The organism is Roseovarius sp., from assembly GCF_027019125.1.
Lineage (GTDB): Bacteria > Pseudomonadota > Alphaproteobacteria > Rhodobacterales > Rhodobacteraceae > Roseovarius.
Window position 1 is genome coordinate 63,365 of record NZ_JALUXE010000004.1, and the last position, 16,331, is coordinate 79,695.

Here is a 16,331-nt window from a genome sequence, read left to right on the forward strand (position 1 = left end):
CATGGAATTTAAGCTGCACATCTGTCAACTGAGGTGTCAAGCATGAGCTGTCTGGAGACCATTCAGGCCTATGGGCTGCGCGCCATCGGCATCGGCGAGCGCCTCTTGCCGCAAAGCGATTTCACCCTCTGCCAGCAGGTCACGCTGATCGGCTCCGGCCTGATCTGGAATATCTATTTCGGCTTGTTCGCCCTCGTCAGCGGCTTCATCCTCGCGACTGCCGTGGCACTTGGCAAAGGCTCACGCAACCGCGTGATCCGCAAACTGTCCGAGTGGTTCATCTTTGTCTTTCGCGGCTCGCCGCTCTTCATCCAGTTTTTCTTTGCCTATTTCTTCTTTCTTTCTCTCAAATCGGTCTCGCCCTTCTTTGATATCCTGACCTCGGCCTGGCTTGGCGCGTTGATCGTGCTTTTCCTCAACACGGCCGCCTATTCCGGCGAGATCTTCTATGGCGCGCTGCGGTCCATTCCCAAAGGCGATGTCGAGGCCGCAGATGCCTATGGGTTTTCCGGTTGGCCCCGCTTTCGCCGGATCATCTGGCCCACCATGCTGCGGCTCGCATGGCCTGCCTATACCAATGAGGCGATCTTTCTCTTTCATGCCACGACGCTGGTCTTTTTCTCGGGCTTTCCGGTCTGGCAACAGCGCGGCGATGCGCTCTACTATGCCAAGTATTTCGCCGACAAGACGTTTAACCCCTTCGTACCCTACCCGATCCTTGCGGGCTATTTCATCCTGCTCACGCTGGTGGTGATCGGCGTCTTTGGCCTGATCAATCGTCGGCTCAACCGTCACCTGCCGCAGGAATATCGCCGCAAGCTTAGCCTGCGGGTGAACCTGATCCGCTGATGGGCGGGGTCGCGATCCTCGTTCCCGCCGCTGGCGCGTCGTCGCGGATGCGGGGCAAGGACAAACTATTGCAAACCGTGCGCGGTCAACCGCTCCTGCGCGACCGCGTGACGCTCGCCCTTGGCACGGGCTGCGCCGTGGCCGTGACCCTGCCACCAGAGGACGCCGCCCGCCGCGCGGCTCTGGACGGGCTCCATGTCACCCTTTTGCCCGTGCCCGACGCTGCCTCCGGCATGTCAGCTTCGCTGCGCACCGGCGCGGCCTGGGCGATGACCCAAGATGCGGCCGCCCTTATGGTGCTGCTCCCGGATTTGCCAGACCTGACGGCAGAGGATTTGCAAACCCTCCTTCACACGAATGATCATTCCGGAATCTTTCGCGCTTGCGATGCAGATGGCACCCCCGGCCATCCTGTCATCCTGCCTGCACGCCTTTTGCCGGACCTCACGCGCGTTACCGGCGACACCGGCGCGCGCGACCTCTTGCGCGCCCATCCCGTGACACCCGTTCCCCTACCCGGACGACATGCCACAACCGACCTTGACACGCCCGAGGCTTGGGCGGCATGGCGCGCCGCGAATCCCTAAGCCGCATCGCGGCCCATATGCTCGGCGATGCGCCGGTTGAGCCAGGCAAGCCCCGCCAGCGACAGCCCCAAGCCAAGGAAAGACGCCACCCGCACCAACCCCGACAACCCGGACATATCCACCAGGAACACCTTGGCCACGGTCAGCGCGACCCCGGCCATGGCCACCCGGCGCAAGGTCTCGGATCGCCGCACCAGCGCCAAGCCCAACAGCACGACCGAGATCAGAATAAGCGCGACCGTATAGCTGTATAGCTCGCCATCGCTCACCCCCGGCACGCTCAGGTCATCCCCCTGCCAAAGCCGCCGAATTTCGAGCGCGAGATACCATGCCCCATACCCCGCCCCCGCCACAGCAAACGCCAGCCGAGGCAAACGCCGCAGGTGATCCAGTTTCCACGCCGCCAGTGCAAAGACCAGCGCCACCGGCAAATAGGCCGCCGCCAATGTATCGAGGATCAGAGGCCCGCTCACAAACTCCTTGCGCCAGAGCAGCGGCACCAGCGGATTGGTCAGCACCGCCTGCGCCACCAGCGTCACCAGCGCCACCGCCCCCATGATACAGCCAAGCGCCAGCCGCAGCCACCGCACCACGCGCCCCCCCGCGCGTAACCGCCAGAGCTGCACCACGCTGGACGCAAGCCAGACCACCGCCGTCAGACCAAGCCCCGCATGTCCCATCGCCCCCGGTCCGCCCAGCCATCGCTGCAAGACGACGCTGAGAAAGATCGCCGCGATACTCCAGACGGCGCTTTCGATCACCACCCGCGTGGCACCCCCGGCGCGCGCCGCCATCGCCCCCCATGCTGCTGCCAGCAGGGCCAACGGCCCCAGATGCGACAGGAGCACATCGCTTGCGCTTGCCTCGCGCACGGCCCAAACCAGACCGGGATCAATCACCAGCCGATAGCCGATCACTGCAACGCCCACCTGCGCCAGCCCCCCCAGCAGCGGCAGATTGAACCGTCGGTCAATCACCGCCGTGGCCAGAATCATCAGCCCGAGCGCCAGCGTCAGCGCCGCCTTGCTCAGCACCACAAAAAGCGCCAGCGTGATCAGCACCAAGGCCGCCGCCGCGAACAGCGCCGCACCGACTGCCCCCTCCGGCCCGCGCGAACGCACCGCAAACACCACCATCAGCGCCGCCAAGGCCATCACCTGCAAGGCCCACGCATAGGCCCCGAGCACCACGGCGGGGATCCAGAACAGCTCAAGGATCAGCGCAACCCCCGGAGCCATAACCGCCGCGCCAAGGCTCCAGAGGATCACCGGCACCGCGCCCGCCGCATATCTCGCTCGAAACGCACAAAGGATCGAGACCACCGCCCCGCCCGTCAGGATCACACTCACCTCTAGCGGCGTCTTGGATTCGGGCAATCGCTCGGCCCCGGCCATGAACGCCGACCAGACCGGCCCCTGTCCAAATCCTTCGAGTGCCACCAGCAGCAGCGTCGCCACGGCCGGAACCACCGGCACATCTTCCAGCGCCGAGGCCCGTCGCGTGCCGAGAATCAGCGCCGCCAGCATCCCCGCCAGCAGGCTCAGCGCGCCCCAAACCACCAGTGCCTCGCGCGCCTCCTGTGCCAGCCAGAGAGCGGCAAAGCTTGCCAGAGCCACCACCCCCCACACAAGACGGACCGGGAAGTCGGGATAGCTCCCCCCTGCCAGTACCCGGCGCAGCAGCGAATTGCCCGCGTGCTGAGGCACCACCCGCGCCTCGGGTACCAGCACGGTCAGCACCCCCAGAATAGCCCAGAACATGAGGTAAAGCAGCGCGCCCGCCTGCGCCAAATAGAGCAACGTTGCGCCACCTATACTGATTGCCAAGGCCAGAACCGAAATCCAGGCCCATCGCCGCGCGGCATCCACCGCCAGACCGACCGCTGCCAAGACGACGAAGTATCCGTAGAGGACGCCGGGCATGTCCGACTGTCCCCCCACCAGGAATGGCGCCGCCCCCGCGCCCACAAGACCAAGTGCCGTCAGAACCGGCCCATGGAACCAGCCAAGGATCACAGCCCCCGTACCAACCCCAACCAGACCAGCCAGAGCCACGCCCGGCCCGATCAGATCATAGAGCCCCCGCGCCGCCAGCACCCCCGAAAAGAGCGCGATCAGCCCCGCCCCGGACAAAACCGAAGGCAGCCCGGTGACCGCGCCGGCCGCCTCGTCGCCGTAGCGCCGCCGCAGCCGCTCGCCCGAAGCAATCAGCGCAGCCCCAAGTGTCAGCGCGCCCATCACGCGCCAGAATGGCGTGAGCAATCCTTGCTCGACGCCGTATTGCACCATGAACACCCCGGCCAAGGCCAGCGACACGCCCGCCACCGCCAGCGCCCAATTGGCACGCGCCCAAGCCATCAGCGCCGCCATCCGGCCCGCGCCGAGCACAAAGGCACGCGGCGGCGTGACGTCCTGACTTGCCTCTGGCGTATCAACAGGGTCAACGGCCCAGGGACCAGCCCGTTCCTCGACCACGGGCGCAACCTCTGCCACCGCTTCGGGACGCGCCTGTGCCAGCCCCGCCTCAAGCCGCGCAACCCGCGCCTTGAGACGCAAATGCGAAATCAGGAGATAGGGCACTCCGATCACGAGGAGCGCCAGTAATCCAAGCCCGAAAAGAACGGCGAGTGCATCCATGGATCACCCCTGCCCGAAAAGTCCGGTCAACGCCCGGTGCACCACCCCTGTCACCGAGGGCCTGCGTCCGCGCTGAAACGGCAGCGGGCGGCACACCTCGATCGCGGCCACGCCCACGCGTGCCGTCAGCGCGCCGTTAACCACGCCCTCCCCGAACCGACGCGACACCTTGGAGAGCACGCCGCCACCGGCCACGCTGCTGATCATATCATCGCCCACCGCCACGGCCCCCGTGGCCAGGAGATGGGCCATGACCGCCCGAGCCAGTCGCCAACTGCCCAGGACACCGGCGCGCCCCCCATAGATCTCGGCCACCGCCCGGATCATGCGCAGATTTGCGACAAACGCCCCCACGACATCGGCCAGGGCCAGCGGCACCAGCGCCGTGACCATCGCCACCTGCCGCGCCGCGACCTCCACTTCGCGCAAAGCCTGCGCATCGAGAGGGGCCAGAATCTCGACTTCCGCCAATCCGAGCAGCGCCTCGGCGTCGAATTGTTCCTCCTGCCGCTCTGCCAGCCGTTCCAGCCCCCAGGACGCTTCGGGACGCTTGGCGTAAAGCGTACGCAGCCGCGCCACCACCCGACGTGCCGCCTCCAGATCTTCGGTGGCACGCGCAGCCCCGGCCTCGCGCCGCAGGGTATCGAGCCGACCCAATCGGGCAAATCCAGCCAGTTCGCGCAACCCGATGATCGCCGCCACAATCAAGAGGCCCGCGCCCATCGCTGCCACGCCGTAGCCCAGCACCGGCACACGCGCGATCAAGCCCATCGCAAAATCCCACGCCGCGACAGAAACCGCCGCCCCCATCAAGCCAAGCGCCAAGCCCCAGAAAAGCCGCCCCAGCCATGACGGCCCCGCCGCCCCGCGCGAGATCACCGTCCGCATGGCCCGCCCGTCGGGCCGATCCATCAGATCGGGCACCGGCGGCGCACGGTCTGGCCCCTCGGCGGCCTGCGCGTCCATCTCGATCAGAACCGGCCCCTTTGCCTTGTTGCCGCTCACGCGCTCTCTCCTTTGCCGTGCCAGACCATCAGGACATCCGGCAGCCCCTCGTCATTGCCCATACCCATGCTGCGCGCGGCCTCGACAAAGCCTTGCCGGGCATAGAACGCGCGCGCGGCTGCATTCGCCTCGAGCACCCAGAGGCGCAATACACCTGCTTCGGCCTTGGCCTCGGCCAAGAGCGCCCGGCCCAATCCCTGTCCCTGCCGCAGCGGATGCACGTAGAGCGCATGCAGAATATCGCCGTCGCGGACCACGAATCCGGCCACGCGACCCTGCTTGCGGATCACCCTCACCCAACCCCAGCGGATCACCTTGAAGAGCGCGCGAAGGTCGTCCCAATGGCTGCGCACCTGCGGCAACCACGGCGTCGCACGGGTAAACCCCCACAGGATCATAGCCAGTTGCGGCAGATGCCAAAGCTGCCCGCGCGCCGTTCTCATAGCTTGTCCCCGATCAGGAATTGCGCGGCGCGATCCAGCCGGATATGCGGCGGCCCCTCACCGGGCCGCAGGTTGAGCGGCGCTGGCGCAAAGCGCATGACACGGTAATCCTGCCCCAGCCACTCGGTCGCCCCCGCCCGCGCCGGGGATAGCAATTGACCGGGGTCCTCGGGCAGATCGCCGGGATAGAACGCCGCCTGTCGCCCGGTATCTAGCAACCGCCCGCGCACACAATCGAGCATCTCGCCGTTGTGGCTCACCCGTTCCTCGACCGTGGCGCGCAACGCGGCCAAGGCCATTGCCTCTGTCTTAGCCCCGGCAAACTCCGCCCGGTCGCGCGCCTCGCGCAAGAGCGCGGCCATGATCCCCGTCAACCGCCCGTGCTGCGCATGATGCAGATGGTCTGCCTTGGTTGCGGCAAAGAGGATACGTTCCACCCGCCGGCCAAGCAGCAATTGCGTCAGGAACGCATTGCGGCCGGGCCGGAACGCGCCCAGAATATCCGCCATTGCCCGGCGCATGTCCTCGACCGCCTGCGGTCCCTTGTGGATCGCGTCGAGTGCGTCCACCAGCACCACCTGCCGGTCAATCCTCGCGAAATGATCGCGAAAAAAGGGTTTCACCACCTCGCGCTTGTAAGCGTCATAGCGCCGTGCCATCTCGGCGCGCAGGCTGCCGCGCCCCGCCTTGCCTTCGGGCAGCGGCGCGAATGTCACGACGGGCGAGCCTGCCAGATCACCGGGCAGAATGAAACGCCCCGGCGTGCAATCATAGAATCCGGCGGCCCGCGCCGCCTGCAAATAGGCGGTAAACCCTGCGGCCAGCGCCTGTGCGACCGGCTCGTCCAACCGCGCCGCCGCATCCATATTGGCCACCTGTGCCAGATACCCAGCCGCTTCGGCGCGCGGGGCAATCCGTGTCAAAACTTCGGATGCCCATTGATCATAGCTCTTGTCCAGCAACGCCAGATCAAGCAGCCATTCGCCCGGGTAATCCACGATATCGAGATGAACCACCCTCGGCCCTGCGACCCCCGCCAAGAGCCCCGCGGGCCGAACCCGCAACGACAGGCGCAATTCAGAAACCGTGCGCGTGCTCTCGGGCCAATGCGGCGTGGGGCCGGTCAGGGCCGCCAGATGCGCCTCGTAGTCAAAGCGCGGCAGCGTCACATCAGGCTGTGGTTGCAAATAGGCCGCGAGAATCCGCCCTTCGCCCTGCGCCAAGAGCCCCGGCATCCGCCCCCGGTTCATCAGATTGGCGATGAGCGAGGTGATGAACACCGTCTTGCCCGCCCGTGCAAGGCCCGTCACCCCGACGCGGATTACCGGCTCCAAGAACGCTTGGCTCACGCGGTCGCCCAAGCCCTCGATGCCGCGCACCACGCCCTCTGCCATGCCTGCTACTGCCAAGAACCGCCCCTTTTCCCGTTGCCCTCAAGATAGAGACCCACCAGAGGGGTTGCTAGGGGCAATTGCGCCCCCGTGTCCCCGGACCGTCGGCGCAAGCACCCCGACAAGAAGCCGGACCAGCCCAATGGTCAACGCCGCAATTCCGCGTTATAGGAGCAAAAATCCAGCAGGAGCGCCCCGATGGCCGAGACCGAGCAGCCGCAGATTTACCTTATCACCCCGACCGAATTCGAGTTGAGCCTCTTTCCCGACACGCTGGCCCGCGTGCTCGACGCCCATCCTGTCGCCTGCGTGCGCCTTGGCCTCGCCAGCCGTGACGAGGATCGCATTGCACGCGCCGCCGATGCCTGTCGCGAAGTGACACACGCCCGCGACGTGGCCTTGGTGATCGAGCGTCATCTGATGCTCGTCGAGCGGCACGGCCTCGACGGCGTGCACCTGCCAGACGCCGGTCGCTCGGTCCGCGCCGCGCGCAAGGAACTGGGCGAAGACGCCATTGTCGGCTGTTTCTGCGGCACCTCGCGCCATGACGGCATGACCGCCGGTGAGGCGGGAGCGGACTACATCAGCTTCGGGCCGGTCGGAGCAAGCCCCCTCGACGCCGGAGAGCAGGTCGATCCGGAGGTCTTCGACTGGTGGTCGCAAATGATCGAATTGCCAGTTGTCGCCGAGGGCGCTCTTGATCTGGCACTTGTCAAACAACTCGCACCCGTGACGGATTTTCTGGCTTTTGGCGACGAAATCTGGCGCGAAGACGATCCGGCCCAAGCTCTTGGTCGCTTTATCGCTGCCATGGGCTAAGCCCCGCCCCTATCGCCCCCGGCGCTCTGCGGGCATGCCGGACCGCACCTGCGCCTCGGCCCAGGCTGCCAGCGTCTTGCGGTCCGCAAAGGCATCCACCCGCGCCGGGGCGTGGTAGACCACCCGCACCCGGCCATGACGCCGCACCGCAAGGACGCGCAGCAAATGCGTGCCAAAATCCATATCGCCCCACCAGCCATAGAACCGGGAGTCTTGCCCCTTGGGGGATTCGTAGATCACCGAAACCGGCTGAACGTGCATCGCATGCTCCAGTTTTTGGCTGAAGAAAGCCTGAAAGAGCGTTGATTTAAAAGGAATAACGCGCATGCCATCTGTCGAGCTGCCTTCGGGAAAGAACAAGAGCTTGTGCCCCGCCAACAGGCGCGATTCGAAAATATCGGTCTGCGCCTTGGCCTCTTTCGGATCACGGGTGATGAACACCGTGCCCACCAGACGTGCCAGATACCCGATGCCGGGCCAGCCCGCCACCTCGGATTTTGACACGAAATACACGCGCTTGCGCGCATTGAGTGCGAAGATATCCAGCCACGAGGCATGATTGGCCACCACCGCCCCCGGCACGCGCATCGGCGTGCCCTGCACCTCATGGCCCATGCCCAATATGCGAAACACTGCCCAGCAGACCCATTGCGTCACATAGGGCGTCCAGGGACGGTGCAGCCCATGCAGGGGCCGCTCGATCAGGCGCAATGCGACCGTGATGATCACGCCCAAGAGAATCACCAGCGCCATGCACAGCCCGCGCATCCCCGCACGCAACCAACCGCCCGGTGTCAGCGTGAAATCAGCGGGTGGCACGTCGGAGTTCCACCTGAACTTCAAGACATAAGACCTTGCTGATAGGTTGATTTTTGTTTCTCACTCAGCCGATCGGTATCCAGAATCAGGCAGACATCGGTGGTGTTGAACTGATGATCCACAAAGGCCCCATCGCCAACATATCCCCCCAATCGCAGATAGGCCTTGATCAGCGCAGGCACCTGGCGCATCGCCGCGGGCCGATCCAGATCCCCGGCAGCGATCAGGTCCATGCGTTGAAAATGCCCCTCCCGCGCCCGCACACGCAAGCCCTCTGGCGCCAGATGCCGCTCATGCAACAGACTGAGAGAAGGGGCAAGTTCCGCGATGTCGGTGCCATGAAAACTAGCCACGCCGAACAGGATCTCGATACCATGATCCGTCACATAACGACCCAGACCGTTCCACAGATGATACATGCCCGGCCCCCCGCGATAGGATTTCGCGAGGCAAGAACGCCCCAACTCCATCAACCGCCGCCCACTGGCCTTGAGCGCGCTCAGGTCATATTCATCCTCGGAATAGAATTGCCCCGCGCGCGCCGCCTGATCATCGCGAAGCAGGCGGTAAACCCCGACCACTGCGCCATTATTCGCATCGTCCAGCAACAGCAGATGATCAAAGAACGGATCGAACCGATCACATTCCAGCCGCGCGGCGTGATCCACCAACGGCCCGTCGCCGCCCAATTCCTCGACGAAAACCTCGTAGCGCAGACGTTGCGCCGCGCGCAATTCCTCGGGCGTTTCGGCCAGCTTCACACGGAACTTGGGGGCGCTTGCGGTCATCGGCCTTGCCTCTCGGGTCTGCGCCGCCTTTTAGGCAAGAGCACGGCCAAGTGCAACGATACCGCTGGTCGCACTGCCCGACGGTTGTTAACCTTTTGCTAACCCGGATCAGGGATCAAGAAGAGGTATCAGTTCGACGCGAGTGCCATCAATCACCACTTTACCCTCTTCACGAAAATTGACGGTGATACGCCCGCCGATGTTGGATTGCACCTGCCCCGTTCCCCAATCCGGCCTCTGCGGATGCCGCACCAGCATTCCCGGCTCAAGTATCGAATTCATATCCGTCATGCCGCATCTCACCCCGGAGTGTCCAATGCCCCAACATACCCATGCTATTGGCGCTTTGATAGCCTCTCGCATCTGCCATGACCTCGTCAGCCCCTTGGGCGCGATCGACAATGGCCTCGAATTGATGGGCCTTGCCGGGGCTTCGACAGGGCCGGAAATGGCACTTGTCACGGCATCGGCAAGCCAGGCATTGGCCCGCGTGCGATTTTTTCGGCTGGCTTTTGGTCACGCCGAGGCGGATCAGGCCACGCGGACCGACGAGTTGCGCGATATCCTTGGCATCTTGCACGAGGGGGGGCGCATCGCCCTTGCACTTCAGATCACCGGCAACTTGCCGCGCCCCACGGCGCAGATTCTGCTGCTTGGTCTGCTTTGCGTCGAGCAGGCGCTGCCCCAGGGCGGTCATATCGTGCTTGGCGAAACCTCCGGCGGGTGGCAGGTCACGGCCACCGCCCCGCGCCTTGCCCCGAACCCTGACCTCTGGCAAGCGCTCGACGCGGGCGGGCCATGGCCAAAGGTCAGCCCCGCACAGGTGCATTTCCTGCTCCTGCATCACTGTCTCGCGGCACAGGGCCTGACCATTCAACGCAGGCTCAGCGAAACAGAGTTCTGCGTCACGCTCTCACGGCGCCATCTGCCTCAACCAGATATTTGAAACTGGTCAGTTGCGCCGCCCCTACAGGGCCGCGCGCGTGCATCTTGCCGGTGGCAATCCCGATTTCCGCCCCCATACCGAATTCGCCGCCATCGGCGAACTGGGTCGAGGCGTTGCGCATCAGGATGGCACTGTCGAGCCGGGTAAAAAACCGCGCCGCCGCCGCATCATCCTCGGTCACGATGCAATCGGTGTGGTTGGACCCATAGCGCCGAATATGCGCGATGGCGTCATCCAGGCTGTCCACAACCCTGACGGCGATGATACTGTCGAGATATTCGCGCCCCCAATCCTCTTCGGTGGCCGCAACCGTGCCCGCGATCCCCTGCAGGGCCGCGTCGGCGCGCACTTCGACCCCGGCGTCGATCAGCGCGCGGATCACACCCTGACCAATGGTCTCGACAATATCGCGATGAATGAGCAGACATTCCGCCGCTCCGCAAATCCCCGTGCGCCGGGTCTTGGCATTCAGCACCACGCGCAGCGCCTTGGCCGGGTCCGCCGCCGCATCCAGGAAAATATGCACGATGCCTTCAAGATGGGCAAAGACGGGCACCCGCGCCTCGCGCTGCACAAGACCCACAAGGCCCTTGCCGCCACGCGGGATGATCACGTCAATCGTGTCGGTCATGGTCAGCATCTCTTGCACCGCTGCCCGGTCCCGTGTGGGCACAAGCTGAATCGCATCCTCCGGTAGCCCTGCCGCGCGCAACCCCGCCACGAGACAGGCGTGAATCGCGCCCGAGGAATGAAAGCTCTCCGACCCGCCGCGCAGGATCACCGCATTGCCGGACTTCACGCAGAGCGCCCCGGCATCCGCCGTCACATTGGGACGGCTTTCATAGATCACGCCGACCACGCCCAAAGGTGTGCGAACCCGGCGGATATGCAGGCCCGTGGGCTGATCCCATTCCGCCAGAACCTCGCCCACCGGATCGTCCTGCGCCGCCACGGCGCGCAATCCGTCCACGATCCCCTTGATCCGCGCCTCGTCGAGCGCCAGACGGTCCATCATCGCCTCGGACAGCCCCTTGTCGCGGCCATAGTCCAGATCGCGCGCGTTGGCCGCCATGATCTCGGCCCGGCCGTCCCAGACCGCATCGGCTGCCGCCTCCAGCGCCGCGCGCTTGGTCGCGGCATCTGCAACCGCCAGATCGGCCGCCGCCGCACGGGCGCGCGCGCCAATTTCGGCCATCAGCGCCGTAATCTCTGCCTGATCCTTCATCCGCTGCCCTCCCGCGTGTCAGAATGCCATATCGTCGCGATGCATCAAAGGTCCGCGCGCCGGATAGCCCAGCACCGCCTCGATCTGATCCGAGCGCAGCCGCTTGATCCGCTCCGCATCCGCCGCGTCATAGCGGGTCAGCCCCTGCCCCAACACGCGGCCCGCCTCGTCAGCCACCTCGACCGGATCACCCCGGCCAAAGCGGCCCGTCACATCCGTGACCCCCGCCGCAAGCAGGCTGCTGCCCGCCGACAGCGCACGCGCCGCCCCCGCATCGACCGTGACACGCCCCTTGGGCTTCATCGCCGCGATCCAGGCCTTGCGCTTTTGCTGCGGATCACCCTGAGCCAGAAACCACGTCGCCGCGGCCCCCTGATCCAGCGCGCGCACCGGGTGCAACACGTCGCCTTGCGTGATCGCCATCACACAGCCCCCCGCCGTGGCGGTCTTGGCGGCCATCAGCTTGGTTTTCATGCCGCCCTTGCTCAGGCCAGAAACGGCATCGCCCGCCATCGCCTCGATCTCGGGCGTGATGGCCGCAACCACGTCAAAGCGTCGCGCGGTGGGGTCTTGCGCCGGATTTGCAGAGTAAAACCCGTCCACATCGCTGAGCAGGATCAACTGATCCGCCCCCGCCGTCACCGCCACCTGCGCCGCCAGCCGGTCATTGTCGCCATAGCGGATTTCATCTGTGGCGACGGTGTCATTCTCGTTGACGATGGGCACTGCCCCAAGACGCAAAAGCTGCTCCAGCGTGGCGCGGGAATTGAGATAGCGCCGCCGGTCGGTGCTGTCCTCGAGCGTCACCAACACCTGCGCCGCCGTCAGCCCATGCGCGGCCAGGGCCGCGTCATAGGCCCCTGCGAGACGAATTTGCCCCACGGCCGCCGCCGCCTGCGATTGTTCTAGCGTGAGCACGCTCTGCGGCAGGTTCAGCACCCGCCGCCCAAGGGCGATGGACCCCGAAGACACAAGAATTACGTCGGTGCCATTCTGCCGCAACCAAACGACATCTTCGATCAACGCGCCCAGCCACTCGGCCCGCAAACTGCCGGTGACCCGGTCCACCAGCAGGGCCGAGCCGATCTTGATTACCAGTCGTTTCGCGTCGGTTACGGTTGCCACGGTGCGTCTTCTTCATCCTCGTCGCGCACCTTGTGGCGCAGGCGGTCCGCGTCGATGCGCTCGCGCAATGCGCGCAGCACCTCTGTCACCCCCTCGCCCGACACGGCAGACATGAGCATCACGGGCGTGCCGCAGGCAGCCTCCAGCTCTTCGCGCAGGAAATCCCGTTCTTCGTCATCCAAGGTGTCGATCTTGTTGAGCACGGTCACGCGCGGCTTCTCCGCCAGGCCGCCACCATAGGCCTCAAGCTCGGTGATGATGGTCTGATAATCGCCCACGATATCACCCGAACTGCCATCCACCAGATGCAACAGCACTGCGCAGCGCTCCACATGCCCAAGAAACAGATCGCCAAGGCCACGCCCCTCGGACGCGCCTTCGATCAGGCCGGGAATATCCGCCACCACGAATTCGACGTTGTCCACGCCCACGACCCCCAAGTTGGGATGCAGGGTGGTAAACGGATAATCCGCGATCTTGGGCCGCGCATTCGACGTGGCGGCGAGAAAGGTCGATTTGCCGGCATTGGGCAGCCCCAAGAGGCCCACATCGGCGATCAGCTTGAGCCGCAACCAGATCGTGCGCTCCACCCCTTCTTGCCCGGGGTTGGCCCGACGTGGCGCCTGATTGGTCGAGGTCTTGAAATGAAGATTGCCCCAGCCGCCGTTGCCACCCTGAGCCAAGAGCACGCGCTGCCCGATCTCGGTCATGTCGGCGATGACGGTTTCCATATCCTCATCGAGGATCTCCGTGCCCACCGGCACGCGCAACACGATGTCCTCACCGCTTGCCCCGGTGCGCTGACGCCCCATGCCGGGCGTGCCGCTCTTGGCAAAGAAATGCTGCTGGTAGCGGAAATCAATCAGCGTGTTCAGCCCGTCGACCGCCTCAGCCCAGACCGAACCGCCATTGCCGCCATCCCCGCCATCCGGGCCACCAAATTCGATGAACTTTTCCCGGCGAAAGCTGACGCAGCCCGCGCCACCCCCGCCAGAGCGGATATAAACCTTTGCGAGATCGAGAAATTTCATATGCCGTCCTTATCGCAAAGGCCCCTGTCCGAGCCTCAGATCATCTTTTTACTATAGGTCCAGGTCAAGACCTTGGCGCCACGTGCAACGCTGAACGCTTCGGCATCCCCAAGATACTGAAACCCGCAATTCGTCAAGACCCGCGCCGAAGCGGCATTGTCCTGAAACACCGAGGCAAAGATCGTCCGTGCCCGATGCGGATTGGCCGACAACAGCGCCTCGACCGCCGCCGACGCGACACCCGTATTCCAATAGGCCGGGGCCACCCAATAGGCGATCTCGGATTGGCCGTCATCCACCCGCTCCAGGCTGACGAGGCCCATCACCTCGGAGCCACCCGCCTTGGTGCCGTCAATGGCCCAGATATCCTCGGACCGGCCCTCGGCCTGCGCCCGCGCAATCAACGCCTCGGTCGCGCCCGGTGGCAGGGGGTGCGGAATGCTGCGGGTAAAGCGCGCAACGCGCACATCCCCGGCATTCATCCCGATCAGACCTGCATCCGACACCCGCAAGGGCCGCAGATCGAACCGCTCCGCCGAAATCACCGGCTGGTTCACAATCGTCTCGTACTTCATGCGCCTGCTCCTCCGATCAGCGCCAGGATCATGGCAAGAGATGGCCTCTCTCCGCCAAAGCACAACGGCTCCGTCGCGCAATTGTGCAGTAATGTCACCCTCGCGAACCCTTCCTCCAGCCCACAAAAGTGAAAAGGGACCGGCGGTCTCGCCGATCCCCTCTAGTGTCAAAACCCTAAGGACGGCTTACTCAGCGGCCTCCGCCACTGGCAGAACCGAAACAAAGGTGCGGCCCTTGAGGCCCTTGTGGAACTTCACGGCGCCTTCCGCCACGGCAAAGAGCGTGTGATCCTTGCCCTCGCCCACGTTCAGACCCGGCCAGAACTTGTTGCCGCGCTGACGCACGAGGATGTTGCCGGAAATTACGGATTCGCCACCGTATTTCTTGACGCCAAGGCGACGACCGTCAGAGTCGCGCCCGTTACGGGATGAACCGCCTGCTTTTTTATGTGCCATTTGGTCTCTCCTTAGCCTTTAGCCAGCTCTTTGGCCTGTTCGATCCAGCCTTCACGCTCGATCCGGCCCTTGAACGACAGTTTTTCGTCCATCGCGGCCACATCGGCCTCGGTCCATGCGGCCACTTGGGCAAAGGTGGTCACACCTGCCTCATGAAGCTTTTTCTCAAGCGCGGGGCCAACACCCGACAACCGCTTGAGGTCGTCGCCACCTGCTGCGGCCTTGGCGCTGGATTTCTTGGCGGGTTTCGCCTCGACCACAGGGGCCACCGAGCCGGAGCCGACAGCCGCCTTGACGCCTGTTGATTCTGCACCGCTGGCCAGGATCTCGGTCACGCGCAGCAACGTCAGCTTCTGACGGTGACCACGGGTGCGCTGCGAGCCGTGCTTACGGCGACGTTTGACAAAGTTGATAACCTTGTCGGCCTTGATTTGATCAACGACCTCGGCCTGCACGGCCGCACCCGCCACAAAGGGCGCACCGATGACGGGGGCATCGCCGCCCAGCATCAGGATATCGTTGAACTGAACTTTTTCACCGGCATCGGCTGCAAGTTTCTCAACACGAAGAATGTCACCCGACGACACCTTGTATTGCTTGCCACCGGTCTTGAGGACCGCAAACATGGGCTCTTCCTTTTCTCTCCGCGCTCTGTGGTCCCCGGATGCTCCGGGCGTTCTCGGCCCTTGGGCCACCTCGAACTGCGCCCCCTTTTAGGGGTGTATATCAAAGACAAACCCGGCAAGATCATCCCGCCGGGTTGCGCGCTCTTGCCAAACTCTGCCCCCCGAGTCAAGGGCAAGCACGTCAAAACCGCGCCAAAACCCTCATAAATCCTCGCCTTCCATGGTCAAGGCGGTGGCCAGCCCCAGCTGATACGACAGGTCGACATACATCGCATCAAAGGCCGCGAACAGCGCGCGGTTCAACTGCTGGCCCTCGGGGCTTCGGTAAAGCGCGATATAGGCCTCGAGCACCTCTTGTGCCAGCGGTTGATAGGCCATGGTCAGATAGGCCTGCATCCAGTCGCGCGTTTCTTCACGCATCTCGGGCTCTTGCGCCCAGATCTCGGCCAGCATCTCGGCTTCGCTCAACTCCAGACCGCCACCATCGGCCAGCCCGCGATAGAATCCGAGGTTGGCATTGAGCGCCCCCGCGACATTGCGCTCGATCAGATCGCTATCGTCAATGAGGGCCGCGACATGGCGCACGATCGGCGCATCCTCTGCCGCAAGCTCTGCATAGCGTGCCTCTGCCGCGGCCTCGGTGCCATCGTCCAGGAGCGCCCGACGCCCCGCGATTTCGAGCGCCACGACTTCGGCCCCCTGCCCCTCGAAAAAGCCCAGCAGCGGTCCCGTGTCGGCCCCCTCCATCGCCTGCGTGAACCGGCTCTGCACCTGTGCCAGCATCCGCTCGACATCATAGACCCGTCCGACCACCCGATCCCAACGGGCCCGCTCGACCGTGCTCAGCATCTCGTCGCCCACATCGCCGCCATAGCGCAGCCCCTCGGCGCGCATGATCTCGACGGTCTCTTCAAAGTGCAGCGCGGTCATCAGCCGGTCGATCTCGCCCGCGCGCAGCGGCAGCGCCGCGAGGAGCAGCGCCGCACAGGCCCAGAGAACCGCCCGCACCG

The 16,331-nt window shown here is 64.7% G+C and carries 18 protein-coding genes; 4 read left to right on the plus strand and 14 right to left on the minus strand.

All coding sequences use genetic code 11. The features are described 5' to 3' along the window. The first annotated feature begins 42 nt into the window (after positions 1-42). Positions 43-849 (plus strand): ABC transporter permease subunit, encoded by an 807-nt coding sequence (locus MVC20_RS02910; protein ID WP_297538269.1) that lies wholly within the window; start codon positions 43-45, stop codon positions 847-849. Next, positions 849-1,436 (plus strand): nucleotidyltransferase family protein, encoded by a 588-nt coding sequence (locus tag MVC20_RS02915; protein WP_297538271.1) that lies wholly within the window; start codon positions 849-851, stop codon positions 1,434-1,436. Before MVC20_RS02910 ends, MVC20_RS02915 begins: the two co-directional genes overlap by 1 nt. Here MVC20_RS02915 and MVC20_RS02920 read toward each other — a convergent pair. Genes MVC20_RS02920 through MVC20_RS02935 form a run of 4 tightly spaced genes read right to left on the minus strand, consistent with a single transcriptional unit; the run spans position 1,433 to position 6,929 of the window. Next, on the minus strand, positions 1,433-4,072 hold the full coding sequence (locus MVC20_RS02920; RefSeq protein WP_297538273.1) for a DUF2339 domain-containing protein: 2,640 nt from the start codon (positions 4,070-4,072) through the stop codon (positions 1,433-1,435). The two genes, MVC20_RS02915 and MVC20_RS02920, sit on opposite strands and share 4 nt — an antisense overlap. A 3-nt stretch (positions 4,073-4,075) precedes the next feature. After that, complete coding sequence (locus MVC20_RS02925; RefSeq protein WP_297538275.1) at positions 4,076-5,077, minus strand: TIGR01620 family protein; 1,002 nt, start codon at positions 5,075-5,077, stop codon at positions 4,076-4,078. After that, complete coding sequence (locus MVC20_RS02930; protein ID WP_297538277.1) at positions 5,074-5,520, minus strand: GNAT family N-acetyltransferase; 447 nt, start codon at positions 5,518-5,520, stop codon at positions 5,074-5,076. The genes MVC20_RS02925 and MVC20_RS02930 overlap by 4 nt, the downstream gene beginning before the upstream one ends. Next, positions 5,517-6,929, minus strand: a complete 1,413-nt coding sequence (locus tag MVC20_RS02935; protein ID WP_297538279.1) for a YcjX family protein — start codon at positions 6,927-6,929, stop codon at positions 5,517-5,519. The genes MVC20_RS02930 and MVC20_RS02935 overlap by 4 nt, the downstream gene beginning before the upstream one ends. Positions 6,930-7,109: 180 nt before the next feature. Between MVC20_RS02935 and MVC20_RS02940 the strand changes: the two genes are divergently transcribed. Beyond that, the gene (locus MVC20_RS02940; protein ID WP_297538281.1) at positions 7,110-7,730 is read left to right on the plus strand and encodes a thiamine phosphate synthase; all 621 of its coding nucleotides are present in this window, start codon (positions 7,110-7,112) and stop codon (positions 7,728-7,730) included. Positions 7,731-7,739: 9 nt separating this feature from the next. Here the strand turns inward: MVC20_RS02940 and MVC20_RS02945 are convergent, their stop codons facing one another. The 3 genes from MVC20_RS02945 to MVC20_RS02955 all read right to left on the minus strand — a co-directional run bounded on the left by MVC20_RS02945 (position 7,740) and on the right by MVC20_RS02955 (position 9,628). Further along, positions 7,740-8,549, minus strand: coding sequence for a lysophospholipid acyltransferase family protein (locus tag MVC20_RS02945; RefSeq protein ID WP_297538283.1), 810 nt, complete (start codon positions 8,547-8,549; stop codon positions 7,740-7,742). A gap of 20 nt (positions 8,550-8,569) precedes the next feature. Further along, positions 8,570-9,337, minus strand: a complete 768-nt coding sequence (locus tag MVC20_RS02950) for a GNAT family N-acyltransferase (RefSeq protein ID WP_297538285.1) — start codon at positions 9,335-9,337, stop codon at positions 8,570-8,572. A 108-nt stretch (positions 9,338-9,445) separates the two neighbouring features. Beyond that, the gene (locus tag MVC20_RS02955; protein ID WP_297538287.1) at positions 9,446-9,628 is read right to left on the minus strand and encodes a DUF3553 domain-containing protein; all 183 of its coding nucleotides are present in this window, start codon (positions 9,626-9,628) and stop codon (positions 9,446-9,448) included. 25 nt (positions 9,629-9,653) lie between these two features. Between MVC20_RS02955 and MVC20_RS02960 the strand changes: the two genes are divergently transcribed. After that, positions 9,654-10,283 (plus strand): histidine phosphotransferase family protein, encoded by a 630-nt coding sequence (locus MVC20_RS02960; protein WP_297538289.1) that lies wholly within the window; start codon positions 9,654-9,656, stop codon positions 10,281-10,283. Here MVC20_RS02960 and MVC20_RS02965 read toward each other — a convergent pair. The 7 genes from MVC20_RS02965 to MVC20_RS02995 all read right to left on the minus strand — a co-directional run bounded on the left by MVC20_RS02965 (position 10,243) and on the right by MVC20_RS02995 (position 16,329). Then, on the minus strand, positions 10,243-11,508 hold the full coding sequence (locus tag MVC20_RS02965; RefSeq protein WP_297538291.1) for a glutamate-5-semialdehyde dehydrogenase: 1,266 nt from the start codon (positions 11,506-11,508) through the stop codon (positions 10,243-10,245). The genes MVC20_RS02960 and MVC20_RS02965 overlap by 41 nt on opposite strands. Before the next feature lie 18 nt (positions 11,509-11,526). After that, positions 11,527-12,633 carry a glutamate 5-kinase gene (proB, locus tag MVC20_RS02970; protein WP_297538293.1) on the minus strand — a complete coding sequence of 369 codons (1,107 nt, stop codon included), beginning with the start codon at positions 12,631-12,633 and terminating at the stop codon, positions 11,527-11,529. Beyond that, positions 12,621-13,664, minus strand: coding sequence for a GTPase ObgE (gene obgE / locus MVC20_RS02975; protein WP_297538295.1), 1,044 nt, complete (start codon positions 13,662-13,664; stop codon positions 12,621-12,623). Before obgE ends, proB begins: the two co-directional genes overlap by 13 nt. Before the next feature lie 35 nt (positions 13,665-13,699). Then, complete coding sequence (locus MVC20_RS02980) at positions 13,700-14,239, minus strand: GNAT family N-acetyltransferase (RefSeq protein WP_297538297.1); 540 nt, start codon at positions 14,237-14,239, stop codon at positions 13,700-13,702. 186 nt (positions 14,240-14,425) lie between these two features. Next, a complete protein-coding gene (gene rpmA / locus MVC20_RS02985) occupies positions 14,426-14,695 on the minus strand; it encodes a 50S ribosomal protein L27 (protein WP_297538299.1) in 270 nt (89 codons plus the stop codon). Positions 14,696-14,706: 11 nt separating this feature from the next. After that, positions 14,707-15,321, minus strand: coding sequence for a 50S ribosomal protein L21 (locus MVC20_RS02990; protein WP_297538301.1), 615 nt, complete (start codon positions 15,319-15,321; stop codon positions 14,707-14,709). A 201-nt stretch (positions 15,322-15,522) separates the two neighbouring features. Continuing rightward, positions 15,523-16,329, minus strand: a complete 807-nt coding sequence (locus tag MVC20_RS02995) for a DUF2059 domain-containing protein (protein WP_297538303.1) — start codon at positions 16,327-16,329, stop codon at positions 15,523-15,525. Positions 16,330-16,331: the final 2 nt, after the last annotated feature.